Raw genomic sequence first — 14,406 nt, 5'->3', positions numbered from 1 at the left:
GTGTCATGGCCCATAAAAAGGGACAGGGTTCTTCGCGCAACGGGCGTGATTCCAACCCGCAGTATCGTGGTGTGAAGGTGTACGGCGGTGAGACGGTGTCGGCCGGCAGCATCCTGGTTCGCCAGGTGGGCACGGTCATCCACGCCGGCTCCAACGTGAAGCTCGGCCGTGACTTCACCCTCTATTCGGTGGTCGACGGCGTGGTGAAGTACGAGCGCCTGGGCCGCGACAAGAAGAAGGTCTCGGTCTACCCGGCCGCTGCCCAGCCGAGCGCCTGACGGTCCGCCGGCCCCTCGAGGCCGGCAGCCGTGTGGCACCCACGAGCGGGTCGCTTCTCCAGTCCACGCGCCCTTTCCGGCAGCGGGACGCGAGGGCGGCCCGCTCTGCGTTTTTCAGGAGTCCTTTCATGAAGTTCGTCGATGAAGTCCGCATTTTCGTGAAGGGGGGCGATGGCGGTAACGGCTCCGTCTCCTTCCGGCGGGAGAAGTACATCGAGCGCGGCGGCCCCAACGGGGGAGACGGTGGCAATGGTGGCTCCGTCATCTTCGTGGCGGATCCGCAGCTCACCACGCTGCTCGACTACCGCTACCAGCAGCACCACTTCGCGAAGTCCGGCGAGCACGGCATGGGCAACGACTGCAACGGTCGTGGCGCCGAGGACATGGTGCTCCGGGTTCCGGTGGGCACGCTGGTGAAGGACGCGGGCACCGAGGAGTTGGTGGTGGACCTGGGCGAGCCCGGCCAGCGCTGGGTGGCGGCGAAGGGCGGGCGGGGCGGCCTGGGCAACATGAACTTCGCCACCTCTACCCGGCAGACGCCGCGCTTCGCGCAGGACGGGACGAAGGGGGAGGAGAAGACGCTGCGGCTGGAGCTGAAGCTGCTGGCCGACGTGGGCCTGCTGGGCTTCCCCAACGCGGGCAAGAGCACCTTCATCTCCCGGGTGAGCCGGGCGCGGCCGAAGATTGCCGACTACCCGTTCACCACGCTGGTCCCCAACCTGGGCATGGTCCAGTACAAGGACAGCCTGTCCTTCGTCATGGCGGACATCCCCGGCATCATCGAGGGCGCCAGCGAGGGCGTGGGGCTGGGCCACCAGTTCCTCCGTCACGTGGAGCGCTGCAAGGTGCTCATCCACCTCCTCGACATGGGGGCGGAGGGCGAGGGCCGCGCGCCGCTGCACGACTTCGACGTGCTCAACACGGAGCTGGCGAAGTACAGCGAGGAGCTGTCGTCCAAGCCGCAGGTGGTGGCGGCCAACAAGCTGGACCTGCCCGACGCGCAGGCGAAGCTGGAGTCCCTCACCGAGGCGCTGCGTGAGCGTGGCATCCGCGTCTACCCCGTGTCCTGCGTCACCGGCGAGGGCATGCAGGCGCTGATGGACTCGGTGGCGGAGGTGCTCTTCACCGGCCGCACGGAGAAGCTGCATGTGGAGCCGCCCGTCCGGGCCGCTCCGGCGCGCAAGGCGGCGAAGAAGGCTCCGGCTCGCGAGGCCGCGACGGCGGGCGCCGCGAAGAAGGCCCCGGCACGCAAGGCCGCGAAGAAGGCGGCTCCCGCTCGTAAGGCCGCGGGTACGGGCAAGACGGCCGTGAAGAAGGCGCCGGCGCGCAAGGCGGCGGGTGCGGGCAAGGCGGCCGTGAAGAAGCCTGTCGCGCGCAAGGCCGCGAAGAAGGCGGCCCCCGCTCGCAAGGCCGCCGCGAAGAAGCCTGTTGCGCGCAAGGCTCCGGCGAAGCGCGCGGCGGTGGCGAAGCAGCGGCCGGCCGCGAAGCAGACACGGGCCGCGAAGAAGGCTCCGGCGCGCAAGCCCGGCGGCAGGAGGTCCTGAGGCGATGTCCGGTGGCGGTGGTCGCTATGAGCGCTTCGAGAAGGAGCAGTTCGAGCCGGAGCAGTTCCTGCTCGAAGCGCGCAAGGAGAAGATCGACCAGGTCATCCGCCAACGGACGCGCAACTTCACCGTGGTCCTCGACCGGCTGGAGGACAGCTTCAACATGGCCGCGGTGCTGCGCACCTGCGAGTCCATGGGCGTGCAGGAGGTGCACGTCGTCATCAACCCCGAGGCCCCCTTCGTTCCCAACTCGAAGGTGTCCCAGGGGTGTGACAAGTGGCTGGACGTGAAGCTCTACAAGAGCTTCGCCGAGTGCCGCGAGCACCTGAAGTCGCGGGGCTTCCTCCTGTACGCCTCCGCCATCCGCGAGGGGGCCACCAGCCTCTACACGATGCGCTTCGACGTGAAGACGGCGCTCGTCTTCGGCAACGAGCGGCGCGGGGTGAGTGAGGAGGTGCTGAACGCCGTGGACGGCACCTTCTGGGTGCCGATGAAGGGCTTCAGTCAGAGCCTCAACATCTCCGCCGCCGCGTCCGCCTGCATCAGCCGGGCGGTCGCCTGGCGGGACGAGCACCTGGGGGGTTCGGGGGACCTGTCTCCCGAGGAGGCCCAGGCCCTGCGCGAGCGCTTCCACGTGCTGTCCATCAAACAGAGGAAGCGCATCTTCAAGACGCGGCCATGAATGCCGTGCCCCTGTCCCCCGTCGGTATGGGGTAGATGGTCGCTGCTGGGCCTACACGGCCCGCCTGGAGACGCACGCCATGTTCCTGGAAGCCCTGCTCGCCACGCTCCTGTCCGCGCCCGCCGTCCCGGCGGCCTCCCCCGCGCAGCCCGTGCCCGCCCAGTCGGCGGTGAAGCCCGTGGTGGCCCAGGCCGCGCCCGCTCCGACGCCCGCGGCCGAGGCTGGCAAGGCGCCTGCGACGGGCAAGGCCGCGACGCCGCCGGCCCCCGCCGCGAAGCCCGCCACGCCCGCCGCCGAGGCCGGCAAGGCCGCGGCCCCGCAGCAGGGCAAGTCGGCCGAGGCGAAGCCCGCCGCGGCCGCGAAGCCGGCTCCGGCGATGACGCCTGAGGTGAAGACGCTGGTGGACCGGATGCAGGCCTTCTACGAGAAGACCGGCGACTTCCGGGCCGCCTTCCGGCAGGACTACAAGTACAAGACCTTCCGGCGCACGCAGACGTCCGAAGGCACCGTCAGCTACAAGAAGCCGGGCCTGATGCGGTGGGAGTACCAGAAGCCCTCCCCGCGCACGTTCGTGCTGGCCGGCAACAAGGTGTACGCGCACGACCCGGCCGCGCAGAGCCTCACGGTGGGCAGCGTGGACACGAGCCAGCTCTCCGCCTCGGTGACATTCCTGTTCGGCCAGGGGAAGCTGGCGGACGAGTTCGCCATCACCAAGGGCGCGTGCAAGGACTGCAAGGGCACGCTGCTGGTGCTGGACCCGCTGAAGGCCGAGCCCCGCTTCCGCCAGGTGCGCCTGGAGGTGGACCCGAGCACGGCTCAGGTGCTCAAGAGCACCGTGGTGGACCCGGACGGCAGCGAGAATGCCATCTCCTTCATCGACCTGAAGACGAACGTGGGTATCGCCGCGGACAGCTTCAAGCTGGACGTGCCGGATGACACCCGCGTGGATGACTTCACCAAGGGCCAGAAGAAGTAACCTGCGGGACGTGCGCGGCGCGTTCCTCCTCGTAGGGTTGATGATGGTGGCCGGGTGCCGGCAGGGTGCGGCCTCCGGCCCTTCTTCCAAGCCCCAGGGCTTCGCGGGCCAGACGCTGCCGTTGCTGGCGTCTCCCGCGCTGCGCCTCACGGTGGCGGGCCGGCTGGGCACCCGCGCCGTGCCGGTGGTGCTGGATGTGGCGCGGCCGCTCTCCCTCGTGTCCAAGGGGTGCTTCGAGGGCGAGCCCCCCGCGCCCGAGGGCACCGTGCGCGCTCCGGAGCCCGCGGGCGGCTTCAGGTCCTGGCCGGTGGTGCCGTTGCCCGCGTTCTCCGTGGGGCCGGTGGTGTCGCCGATGCGGACCGCGGGCCTGTCCGGCGAGCGGGCCTGCGCGGTGACGCTGGGCGCGGACGTGCTGGAGCCCCTTGCGCTCACCGTGGACCCGCTGCGTCGCGAGGTCACCTTCACGGCTTCCCGCCCGCGCGAGGCGTACGCCGCGGAGGCGAGAGGTTCCGAGGCCGCGCGCGAGGTCTACGTGGTGGAGCTCAACCGAGAGCCGCTGGGCGACTGGCCGCTGCTGGCCGTGCGGGTGAGACAGGGCGGTGCGGACCTGACGGGCCCCTTCGTCCTCGGCTCGCGTGAGCCCTTCTCCCGGCTGGCGGTGGGGCCCGCCGAGGCGCAGGGGCTGCAACCGCTGGAGACGGCGGCCAACCTTCCAGCGCGGACCTTCGCGGTGGATGCGGTGGAGGTGGCGGAAGGCGTGGGAGCCAGCCCGCTGGTGGTGGAGGCGGCGGGGCGGTGGGACTCACCGAGTAGCCTGGGGCGGCTGGGCCCGGATGTCTGGGGGCGCTTCACGGCCACGCTCGACGCGAAGGGTGGAGCGCTGGTGCTGCGCCGGCCGCGCGTGGGGCCGCTGACGCCTGCTCCGGCCCCGGTGTCAGGTGGGGTGGCGGCTTCGGCTACTGCCCCCGCACCGGGCGGAGCCTCGGCCCCGGCTCCGTCGGGTGCTCCAGCTCCGGGCGAAGCTTCGGCTTCTTCATCGGCGTCGGCGGCGTCGCCTTCGGTGGAGCGCCAGCGGTGCGCCCACCCGGACGGTACCTTCAGCGAGGAGGCCTGCTACGGCCTGCACGTGCGGCGCGAGCCGGACGGCAGTGTCTCCGTCAGTGGCGCCGTTCATCGCGACCTGCCCGAGGGGGGACGGCTGCACCTGGAGGCCCTGGGCGCGGACGGCCTGCGGCTGGAGACGGGCTGCGGCGTGGGACTGAGCTTCCCTGCCACCAGTCGGGGGCTCACCACGCAGCACCGTCTGCCGTGGACCTCGCTGGCGCAGGCGCTGCCCGCGTGCCATGCGGCCCTGTCCGCCGCCGCCAGCTTCAAGCTGGCCCTGTTCGAGGAGGGCCGCCAGCCAGAGTGCCCCACGGCCTGTGCCTTCGTCACCGAGACGGCCTCCCGCCGCACCCTGTGCGAGTGCCAGCCCACCCCGCTGGGAGAGGGCGTGGCGTTGCCCTCCCGCACCTCGCCCTCGCGTGAGCCTCCGCCCGAGGAGCGCGAGCTGGAGCCCGAGGACCCGAGGTAGCGCCCGGAGCTGCTCCCCGTACGGCGGGTGGGGGAGGGCTGGCGGACTGACGTGGGAACGTCATGGGCCACGCCGGTTGCCTGGACAGTCGGCGGGGCCTGCGTTCTGCTCCGGGCTCCACGTCCCACGGGTTCCCTCCCTCATGCGACCGCCCCCGACCGAGTTCGACCGTCAGTACACCGAGCAGCGCCACTCCATCGAGCTGGCCCGCCTCTACCTGGAGAAGGAGGGCTTCACGCGGATGCAGCGTGTCCTCGTGAAGGATGTGGAGCGGGGCAAGCTGTCGGCGGAGGAGGGTGCGGGCGCCGTCCGCTACGCGCTGCTGGCCGTCGTCGAGCGCGTGGCCGCACGCGTCGGCTACACGCGCTACGTCGAGCTCATGAAGGACAAGGAGATGGCGGAGGCGATGCGCTTCGCCCTGGACGACATCAGCGAGCGGCGCGGAATCGAAGCGCCTGCGGCCCGCGAGCAGCTTCGTCAGTCCACCTTCCAGACGGTCCTCCGGCACTGGCACCTCGTCGCCCACGAGCAGCGAGGCCGGCAGCGCTACGAAGTGACGGCGGAGCTCGCCCGGCGGCTGCTGAGGGAGACGCCGCCCACGCTGCCATGTGATGACCTGAAGCTCCCGGTGGATTCGCTGGTGCTGGTGGTGCCTGAAGAGGTCGGCCTCGTGGGCCGGCTGCCCGGCGGCGGCCTGGCGCCGATTACTGAAATCTACGTGGTGGAGTCCCCCGCCCCCGAGGGGCGTTACTGGTTCCTCTGGCTCAGCATGCGCGAGCCCTCGGGCACCGCGGCGTTCTCCCTCGTCACCGTGGTCCTCGCGCCGGGGACGACGCTGGGGCAGGCCGTCCTCTTCACCCGTAACGAGGGTGGTCCCGGACAGGACCCGGGCTGGGAGAACGCCTGCGTGCTCCTGGCGGGCGCCGCGCACTACCTCGCGTCGGGCGGCACCGCTCGCCAGGACTGGTACGACGAGACGGCGCGCGAGCTGCACGAGAAGCTGGCAGCGCTGCCGAAGGGGATGCAGAAGGAGCGGGAGAAGCTGCGCGAGCGGCTGCAGGCCGTCAGCCCGGGCCGCCGCATCCTCCTGGAGGACGCGCCCACGAAGTGAGCGCGTCGCACGGCCCGCGCCATTTCAGCGGGCCAACTGCCGCACGGGCCGTGGCGCACTGCCCACGGCCCCGGGTGACGCACTACTCCGCGCGAGTCGCGGGGCGCGGCTTCGCGACCACCGGCACGGGCGCGGGATGCGCGTCGCGGGCGGTGTGCTGGCGCTGCTTCGGGTCCGGGCGCTCCACCACGCGGGCGACCAGGTCGTAGTCGTGGGCCTCCGTCACCTCCACGGTGACGAGCTCCCCCGGGTACGCCAAGCCGTCGTTGATGTACACGAGCCCGTCGATGTCCGGCGCCTGTCCCTGGTGGCGGCCCACCAGCAGGTGCTCCGTCTCCGGCGCGGGGCCTTCCACCAGCACCTCCAGCCGCTGCCCCACGAGCTTCTTGTTCTGCTCGCGGTTGATGCGCTTCTGGATGGCCATCACCTCACGCCACCGGCGCTCAATCGTCTTCTGCGGCACCTTGTCCGGCAAGTCGAACGCGGCGGTGCCCTCCTCGTCGGAGTATTGGAAGACGCCCAGCCGCTCGAAGCGCTGCGCCTTCACGAACTCCTTCAGCATCTCGAAGTCTTCTTCCGTCTCCCCCGGCAGGCCGACGATGAGCGAGGTGCGCATCACCAGCCCGGGCACGCGCGCGCGCAGCTTCGCCAGCAGGCCCTTGAGGAACTCCGAGTTGCGGCCGCGCTTCATCGACAGCAGCAGCTTGTCGCTGACGTGCTGCACCGGCATGTCCAGGTAGCGGGCAATCTTCGGCTCCGCGGCCATGACCTCGATGAGCTCGTCCGGGAACACGCGCGGGTAGGCGTAGTGCAGGCGGATCCACTTCACGTCCACCTGGACCAGGGCCTTGAGCAAGTCATGCAGCTTCGGCTTGCCCGGCAGGTCATGCCCGTACGCGGTGAGGTCCTGCGCGACGAGGTTCAGCTCCTGCACGCCGCTGTCCGCCAGCCGCTTCGCCTCGATGAGGATGTCGTCGATGGGGCGCGAGCGCTGCCCGCCGCGCAGCGTGGGGATGATGCAGAAGGCGCAGGCGTTGTCGCAGCCCTCGGACACCTTGAGGTACGCCGTGTACTTCGGCATCGAGTTGACGCGCGGCGTGTTGGAGTCGTGGATGTAGTCGGGGTCCGGAATCACCTGACGCGGCGACGCCTCGGCGGCCAGCAGGTCGCCAATCTGGGCGTAGGCGCTGGTGCCCAGGAAGTGGTCGACCTCCGGCATCTCCTTCGACAGCTCCTGGCCGTAGCGCTGGGACAGACAGCCCGTCACCACCAGCGTCTGGCAGGCGCCCGACTTCTTCAGCTCGGCCATCTCCAGGATGGAGTCCACCGACTCCTGCTTCGCCGGACCGATGAAGGCGCACGTGTTGACCACGATGACCTGGGCCTCGGAGGCCTCCTGCACCAGCTTGTAGCCGTGGTGCTGCAACGTGCCCAGCATCACCTCGGAGTCCACCCGGTTCTTCGGGCAGCCGAGGGTCATCATGTACAGGCTCTTGGTGTCGTCCACTGCGTCTACCGCTTTCCGAGTTGAGTCTGCCCGAAGTGGTCGCCACTCCAGACAAAGTTCATGGTCGCGCCGTTCGAGTAACCGATGGTCAGCGCTCCCTCTTCATCCAATTCCATTGAAGCAGCCCGACCCAGCGCGCAGGTGGCGGCCGGCCACTCGAGCACCCGAAGCCCTGTCTTCCCCGTCACCAGGTATAGCCCCATCCGCAGCTCACTATCGGCGTCACACCGACCGTCGACGGCATAGGGATTCTTCCCTGAGAGCACCGAGACGACGGGGCGCCCGTCCGGCAGGCTGAGCGCCTCCGGGACGTTGACGCCCATCTTCGAGGCCTCCAGCGAGCCCGGCAACGCCAGCGTGCGCAGCGAGGCGGGAGTCAGGGGCACGTCCGCCTGCACCCAGGCCGGGAAGCTGAGCAAATCCCAGCCCAGCCAGCCGTCCTTCGCGGGCTCCAGCGCGGTGACGGCCTCCGGCGGCTTCAGCTTCAGGCCCTTGCGCAGCTCGTCCGGCAGCCGGAGCGCCTCGCCCACCATGGTGCCGCTCTGGCAGTTGGAGACGGACGTCGTCTTGCCGCCCGTGCCGTCCTGGTCCTCGTAGGTGAGGCACAGGTCCATCACCAGCGGGTCCGTGGCGGGGAAGCGGGGGAAGGCGCGCACGGGGATGGAGGCCATCAGCTCCAGCGTGTTGCCCCGGCGCTGCACGGCCGCCGTCACCTTCTCCTGGGCGAAGGCCGGCGTGCCGCTCTCCGCGCCCGAGGCGCGCTTGCCGTCGAAGGCGAAGCGCCACGTGTAGCCGGTGGCGGTGGGGCCGGAGCCCGGGAAGAAGAGGGACACGGTGAGCAGGTCGGCCGCGCCGAGCTGGTCGTCCGTGGCCTCCACGGCCACATAGAGGGTGTCCTTGCGCACGCCCACCTTCGCGGTGAAGGACGCACTGGCCCCCGCGACGGGCGCGGGCTTGAGCAGCAACGGCGAGGTGAGGCCCTTGAGGCCCCCCTGGAAGCGCGGGGCCTTGGACAGGACGGGCACTGCCCGGGCGGGGCGCTCCTCCTGGGCGGAAGCCACGGCCGGGGCGCACAGCATCAGGAAGAGGGACAGGGCAGCAGCGGCGCGCATGGGCGTCTTCTAATCGCGGAAGTTGGTGAACTGCATGTCCAGCTTCATCCGGTCCTGCTCCTTGCGGAACAGGGCCATGGCGGCCTGGAGGTCGTCCCGGTTCTTCCCGGTGACACGGAGCTGGTCCGCCTGGATGGAGCCCTGCACCTTCATCTTCGAGTCCTTGAGGAGCCTCACCAGCTCCTTGGACTTCTCCACGGGGATGCCCTGCTGGAGCTTGATGACCTGCTTCACGTTGTGGAGGCCGGTCTTCTCGATGTCGCCGTACTCCAGCGCGTGGAGGCTGATGTTGCGCTTGGCCAGCTTGCCCAGGAGGACTTCCTTGGCGGCCTGGACGCGGTCTTCGCTGTTGGCCTTCACGGTGATGGCGGTATGGTCCGGGGCCAGCACCACGTCCGCCTGGGTGCCCTGGAAGTCATAGCGGGTGCTGAGCTCCTTCTTGGTCTGGTTGACCGCGTTGTCGAGCTCGGCCAGGTCGATTTTCGAGACGACGTCGAAGGATGGCATCGGGTGCGGCCCTTACCACACCTACACCCGGACGACCATGGGCACCACCAGGGGGCGCCGGGAGGTGTACAGCTTGAAGGCGCGGCGCACCGCCCGGGTGAGTTCCTCTCGCACCAGGGCGTCGTCCCCCCGGAGCTGGGGGGACAGGGCCTCGAAGAGGGTACGGGCCTCCTGGGCCACCCGGGGGAGCATCACCTGCTCGTCCAGGCTCAGTCCCTGGCCGGACAGTTGGGGCCCCGCCACCAGCTTCTGGTTGTCCCGCTGGAGGACGACGACGGCGGCCACCATGCCCGTCTCCGACAGCTTCACGCGCTCCTGGAGGGTGTCCGGCGTCACCACACCGCTGCCGAACCTGTCCTTGAAGACGCGGCCCGCCGGCACGCTGCCGCTGAAGCGGCCCCGGCCCTCCTGGAAGGTGACGATGTCTCCGTCCTGCGCCAGCAGACACTGCGCGGGCTCCAGGCCGGCCTCGCGCGCGGTGGCCAGGTGTCGGTGCAGGTGGCGGCCCTCGCCGTGCACGGGGACGAAGTGGCGCGGCTTCACCAAATCCAGCACCCGCCGCTGCTGCGGCCGGCTGGCGTGGCCGGAGACGTGGACGCCCGGCTCCAGCTGCGCGTAGGCGACGCGCGCGCCGCGCCACTGGAGCTCGTCGATGAGCGCGCCCACGGAGCGCTCGTTGCCGGGGATGGGGCGCGAGCTGAGCACCACGAGGTCTCCCGGGTCCAACCGCACGGGCCCGTCTCCCGCGGCCAGCTGTGACAGCCCGGCCCGGGGCTCGCCCTGGGCGCCGGTGGTGACGACCAGCACGCGGTGGGCCGGCAATTGCGTCACCGTGTCCAGGTGGATGAAGAGCGAGTCGGGCGCGTCCAGGTAGCCCAGCTCGCGCGCCATCTCCACGTTGCGAATCATGCTGCGGCCCTGGAGGGCCACCTTGCGCCCCAGCCGCTCGGCGAGCGCGAGGAGGTGCCGCACGCGGTGGAGGTTGGAGGAGAAGAGGGCGACGATGATGCGGCCGGTGGCGCCGGTGAAGAGGCGCTCGAAGGTCTGCTCCACCACGCGCTCGCTGCCCGTCTCCTCGGTGAGCTCGGAGTTGGTGGAGTCCGACAGGAGGCACAGCACGCCCTCCTCGCCGGCCTGGCCCCAGCGCTCCAGGTCCGTGCGCAGCCCGTCGATGGGGTCCGGGTCCAGCTTGAAGTCCCCGGTGTGGATGAGGGTGCCCTCGGGGGTGCGGATGATGAAGCCCACCGCGTCCGGCACGGTGTGGGTGACGCGGCTGGCCTCCACCTTGAAGGCGGTGCCCACGTGGAAGGGCTCGCGCGGCTCGATTTCGCGCAGGTCCGCCTCCAGCCCCATCTCGCTCAGGCGGTGGCGGGCCATGGCCAGCGTGAAGCGCGTGCCGTAGACGGGGACGGGCACCTCGTTGAGCAGGTAGGGGAGCGCGCCCAGGTGGTCTTCGTGGCCGTGGGTGAGCAGCACGCCCTTGAGCTGGGCGGCGTTCTGCTTCAGGTGGCTGAAGTCCGGGATGATGATGTCGACGCCGGGCATCCCCGCGGAGGGGAACATCAGCCCGGCATCGATGAGCAGCATCTCCCCGCGACAGGCGACGACCATGGAGTTGAGGCCGATTTCTCCGAGGCCGCCGAGGGGTATGACGTGAAGCATTTGACGGAAGTGTAAGGACTCAGCCCGTCGCGCGCGTCGGAAAGTTGCATGGAGGGGAGGCGGAAGAGCGACCGGGTCCGGTCGCCGGCCCCCCTGGCTGGCGCTGGCGCCCGCCCAGGCGCACGAAGGGTGAGAAGCCGGCGACGAGGCCCTCGCCAGGTCCGACAGGTCCGGAGAGACCCGGAGCGGAGGACTCAGCGGCGCCGGCCCTGGAGCCACTCCCGGATGCGGTCGGCCTCGGCGGAGAAGGTGGCGGCGTCCGAGGCGTAGAAGGCCAGGGACTGGGTGGCCAGCGCGCGCGCCCGGGCGGCGTCCTTCGAGGGCAGGGCGCGAGCGAGGGCGAAGCGCGTCTTCGCGAGGTCCGCTCCCGGGCCGGGGTGGAGGGTGCGGAGGTGGAGCGCGCGCTCCAGCGCGGCGTGGGCCTCGCGCGCCTGTCCCCGGGCCAGCAGCGCCTGTCCCAGCGTCGTCAGCGGGGCGGCCACGTCCGGGTGGTCCTTCTGGAAGGCCTCGTATGCGTCCACCGCGCGCCGGGCGAAGTCCATGGCGTCGCGCGGCCTGCCCTCGCGCAGGGCCAGGTCTCCGAGCGCCGTCAGGTCCGCGGCCGTCTCCGGGTGCGCGGGGCCATGGGCCTTCAGGTCCAACGCCAGCGCGCGCTCGCGCAGGGGCCGGGCCTCGGCGTAGCGGTCGAGTGACTCCAGCGCGTCGGCGAGGTTGTTGAGCGGGTAGCTCAGCGTGGCGCTGTCGGCGCCCAGCGCCTGCTCCTCGAGGGCAATGGCCCGCAGCAGGTACGGCATGCCCTCCTCGAAGCGGCGGCTGGACACCAGGTGGTAGCCGACGGCGTTGGCGGCCATGGCCGTCTGCGGATGGTCGGGGCCCATCACCCGCTCCGTCGTCTCCAGCACGCGGCGCAGCAGGTCGGCGGCGCGCTCGGTGTCCGGCGTGCGGGACAGGGCCGCGGCCTGATTGCGGAGCGACTCCACGGTGAGCAGGTGCTCGGCGCCGAGGTCCTTCTCGCGCAGCGTGGCGGAGCGAGCGAAGGCCTCCGCGGCCTGCGCATACTGGCCCCGGAGGAAGTCGTTGCGGCCCAGGCTCATCTGGAGCAGCGCTTCCAGCTCCGGGGCTCCGCCGGCGCGTTCGATTGCGGAGCGGGCCTGCGCCACGCTCCACTCCTCCAGCGTGCGCTCGGAGGAGACGGTGGTGACCAGCCGCGCTGCGGCGCGGGCGGCCAGCTGGTCATGGCGGAGGGCCTGCGCCGTGAGCAGGGACTCGCGCAGCGCGGCCCGGGCGCGGGCCTCGTCGCCCATGACGAGGCCGAGCCGGCCCTCCAGCTCCAGCGCCTCCGCGAGCACCGGCCGCGAGTCCGGCGTGCGCGACTGCTCCAGCGCCACCTTCAGCTCCTCCTGGGCCTGCGTGTAGCGGCCCGCCTCCACCAGCGCGGTGGCGCGGTCCACGCGGGCGCGCAGGGCCTCCAGTTGCTCGCGCTGCTCGGAGGACTCGGGCAGCCCGCGTCGCAGGGCCTCCACGTCCGCGCAGCCGGACACGGGCGGCAGGCGCTGCGCCGCGTCCAGCGCGGAGTCGAGCGACTCGGCATCCGTCTGCACGAGCACGCCCGTCATCGCGCCCAGGGCGGAGCGGCGACGCTCCAGGCACGCCATGCGCAGCGACAGCACCTCGTCGGACTGGTGGCCTCGCACCCGGGCGGCCTCGCACGTCTCGCGGTGCATGCCTGTCCACTCGCGCGCGAAGCCGTCGAGCGTCGCGGTCACGCGCGTGAAGGCCGTGGGCGCGTGGGGCTTGCCCGTAGCCGTGAAGGCCTGCTGGACGTCGACCTTGCGCTGACCGTCCCAGACACCGGCCAGCCTGGCCTCGGCGTCACGGCAGGGAGTCCGACGGTGGTTGCCCACCCACCACGTGACGCCCACGGCGCTGGCGAGCAGCAGCGCCGCGGCGGCCACGGCCCCGCGACGTTGCCAGTCCACGGACGGGTCCCCGCCGAGCGCCTCCAGCAGCACCGCCATGGACGCGTAGCGCGCCTCGGGCGAGGGGGACAGGCCCCGGGCGAGGGCGCGAAACAGCGAGGAGGGGACGCGGCTGCCCCGGGGCGGCGGACGCACGCGGCCCGTGCGCGCCTCGCTCAGGTACTCCGCCGAGCGCTTCCCCTCGAAGGGGAGCTGTCCGTAGAGGGCTTCATACAGGGAGGCGCAGAAGCTGAACTGGTCTCCGCGCGCGTCGGTGCGCCCGTCCTCGTGCTGCTGCTCGGGCGGCATGTACGCGGGGGTGCCCATGACACGGCCGGCCTCGGTGAGGGGCGACTCCAGCAGGTCGTCCTGGGTGATGGGCAGCAGCGAGGGCGTGGTGGGCCGGCCCGCCTCCGCCGCCTCGAGGTCCGTGGTGGTGCGGGCCAGTCCGAAGTCCATCACCTGCGCACGGCCGTCGCGGTTCACGATGACGTTGGCGGGCTTGAAGTCGCGGTGCACGAGCCCGGCCGCGTGGGCCGCCGCCAGTCCCTGGCCGGCCTGGCGGAAGAGCTCCATCACCTCGCGCCAGGTGCGGTGCTCCGCTTGGAGCCAGTGGCGCAGGGACAGGCCCTCCACCAGCTCCATCGCGATGAAGACGCGCCCGGCGAAGGTGCCCGCGTCGTAGACGGAGACGACGTTCGGGTGGGAGAGGCGCGCCATGGCCTGGGCTTCGCGCAGCAGTCGCGAGGAGCCGTCGGCCCGGACCACCGTGTTGGCGTCCGGGTGCAGCAGCTTGATGGCCACGCGCCGGTGCAGCTCCGGGTCATAGGCGCTGTAGACGACGCCCATGCCGCCGGAGCCCAGCTTGTCGAGGATGTGGTAGCGGCCCACCGAGGCGCGTGCGGGCGACTCGCGGTCCGCGGGGGCCTTGCGCGCGGGGGCGGGGGCCACGGCCTCGGGAGGCGAGCCGCGCGGCTCGGGGCGGAGCGGTTTCTCGGAGGCGGGCACGCTCGCGTTCGCGTTGGGAGGCGGGACGCGGACGCTGGCGCCCTGGGGCCGCGCGGGCGGTGGGACAACCAACGTCACCTGCGCGGGGGCGGGGTCGCGGCGTCCAGCCCTTCGCGACCTGGACGCTCGAGCCACGGGGATGGGCTCGGTGACGTGCTTGTCGTCGGCGCCAGCCTTCGCGGCGCCGCGCGGCTCATTGCCGTTCCGAATCGTCACCGCCTCCCCTGAAGCGACGACGGCACGGTGAGAGGCGGAACCCGGGGGCGTCACCCGTGCCAGGAGCGACGCGCAATGGCGGCACCCCTCCGCATGACGACGCAGCCGGTTTGCTTCCACACTGGGAAGCATGCCGGCGGCGAGCGCGCGTGCGGCCTTCTCATCGAAACAGGACACGGCCAGGATGTTCTCCCACGCCGCATGCCCGTGAGAAGGGGCGGGGCCCGGGGCAGGGGCCTTGCTTTCGCCAGGGGACTTCAGGCAGGGCGGCT

Annotated in this window: 11 protein-coding genes; 6 read left to right on the top strand and 5 right to left on the bottom strand. The window is 71.4% G+C overall.

The annotated features are described in order from the left end of the window. Positions 1–5 precede the first annotated feature (5 nt). The 6 genes from rpmA to G4D85_RS02065 all read left to right on the top strand — a co-directional run bounded on the left by rpmA (position 6) and on the right by G4D85_RS02065 (position 6,164). Positions 6–278: a 50S ribosomal protein L27 gene (gene rpmA / locus G4D85_RS02090; protein WP_163996080.1), complete on the top strand. Its 273-nt coding sequence runs from the start codon at positions 6–8 to the stop codon at positions 276–278. A gap of 128 nt (positions 279–406) precedes the next feature. After that, positions 407–1,822 carry a GTPase ObgE gene (obgE, locus tag G4D85_RS02085; protein ID WP_164007353.1) on the top strand — a complete coding sequence of 472 codons (1,416 nt, stop codon included), beginning with the start codon at positions 407–409 and terminating at the stop codon, positions 1,820–1,822. Positions 1,823–1,826: 4 nt separating this feature from the next. Next, positions 1,827–2,504, top strand: coding sequence for a TrmH family RNA methyltransferase (locus tag G4D85_RS02080; RefSeq protein WP_164007351.1), 678 nt, complete (start codon positions 1,827–1,829; stop codon positions 2,502–2,504). A 79-nt stretch (positions 2,505–2,583) separates the two neighbouring features. Beyond that, positions 2,584–3,480: an outer membrane lipoprotein periplasmic chaperone LolA gene (gene lolA, locus G4D85_RS02075; RefSeq protein WP_164007349.1), complete on the top strand. Its 897-nt coding sequence runs from the start codon at positions 2,584–2,586 to the stop codon at positions 3,478–3,480. Between the two features lie 10 nt (positions 3,481–3,490). Beyond that, a complete protein-coding gene (locus tag G4D85_RS02070) occupies positions 3,491–5,053 on the top strand; it encodes a hypothetical protein (protein WP_338052853.1) in 1,563 nt (520 codons plus the stop codon). Positions 5,054–5,195: 142 nt separating this feature from the next. Then, positions 5,196–6,164, top strand: coding sequence for a hypothetical protein (locus G4D85_RS02065; RefSeq protein WP_164007347.1), 969 nt, complete (start codon positions 5,196–5,198; stop codon positions 6,162–6,164). 82 nt (positions 6,165–6,246) lie between these two features. Here the strand turns inward: G4D85_RS02065 and rimO are convergent, their stop codons facing one another. The 5 genes from rimO to G4D85_RS02040 form a co-directional block, all read right to left on the bottom strand. Then, positions 6,247–7,644, bottom strand: a complete 1,398-nt coding sequence (rimO, locus tag G4D85_RS02060; RefSeq protein WP_420821694.1) for a 30S ribosomal protein S12 methylthiotransferase RimO — start codon at positions 7,642–7,644, stop codon at positions 6,247–6,249. 32 nt (positions 7,645–7,676) lie between these two features. Further along, positions 7,677–8,783 carry a DOMON domain-containing protein gene (locus G4D85_RS02055; RefSeq protein ID WP_164007344.1) on the bottom strand — a complete coding sequence of 369 codons (1,107 nt, stop codon included), beginning with the start codon at positions 8,781–8,783 and terminating at the stop codon, positions 7,677–7,679. 9 nt (positions 8,784–8,792) lie between these two features. After that, positions 8,793–9,290: a YajQ family cyclic di-GMP-binding protein gene (locus G4D85_RS02050; protein WP_164007342.1), complete on the bottom strand. Its 498-nt coding sequence runs from the start codon at positions 9,288–9,290 to the stop codon at positions 8,793–8,795. A 21-nt stretch (positions 9,291–9,311) separates the two neighbouring features. Next, entirely contained in the window at positions 9,312–10,952 is a 1,641-nt protein-coding gene (locus tag G4D85_RS02045; protein WP_164007340.1) for a ribonuclease J, read from the bottom strand. Positions 10,953–11,146: 194 nt separating this feature from the next. After that, a complete protein-coding gene (locus tag G4D85_RS02040; RefSeq protein ID WP_240359023.1) occupies positions 11,147–14,134 on the bottom strand; it encodes a serine/threonine-protein kinase in 2,988 nt (995 codons plus the stop codon). Positions 14,135–14,406: the final 272 nt, after the last annotated feature.

Origin of the sequence: Pyxidicoccus trucidator (assembly GCF_010894435.1) — a bacterium.
GTDB lineage: Bacteria > Myxococcota > Myxococcia > Myxococcales > Myxococcaceae > Myxococcus > Myxococcus trucidator.
This window is presented reverse-complemented; position numbering and strand designations above follow the sequence as displayed.

What these genes read in the sequence shown, in the direction of transcription:
- rpmA (WP_163996080.1), top strand. Translation starts at nt 6, where the DNA reads ATGGCCCATAAAAAGGGACAGGGTTCTTCGCGCAACGGGCGTGATTCC.
- G4D85_RS02055 (WP_164007344.1), bottom strand. Translation starts at nt 8,783, where the DNA reads ATGCGCGCCGCTGCTGCCCTGTCCCTCTTCCTGATGCTGTGCGCCCCG.
- G4D85_RS02080 (WP_164007351.1), top strand. Translation starts at nt 1,827, where the DNA reads ATGTCCGGTGGCGGTGGTCGCTATGAGCGCTTCGAGAAGGAGCAGTTC.
- G4D85_RS02065 (WP_164007347.1), top strand. Translation starts at nt 5,196, where the DNA reads ATGCGACCGCCCCCGACCGAGTTCGACCGTCAGTACACCGAGCAGCGC.
- obgE (WP_164007353.1), top strand. Translation starts at nt 407, where the DNA reads ATGAAGTTCGTCGATGAAGTCCGCATTTTCGTGAAGGGGGGCGATGGC.
- G4D85_RS02045 (WP_164007340.1), bottom strand. Translation starts at nt 10,952, where the DNA reads ATGCTTCACGTCATACCCCTCGGCGGCCTCGGAGAAATCGGCCTCAAC.
- rimO (WP_420821694.1), bottom strand. Translation starts at nt 7,644, where the DNA reads ATGACCCTCGGCTGCCCGAAGAACCGGGTGGACTCCGAGGTGATGCTG.
- lolA (WP_164007349.1), top strand. Translation starts at nt 2,584, where the DNA reads ATGTTCCTGGAAGCCCTGCTCGCCACGCTCCTGTCCGCGCCCGCCGTC.
- G4D85_RS02050 (WP_164007342.1), bottom strand. Translation starts at nt 9,290, where the DNA reads ATGCCATCCTTCGACGTCGTCTCGAAAATCGACCTGGCCGAGCTCGAC.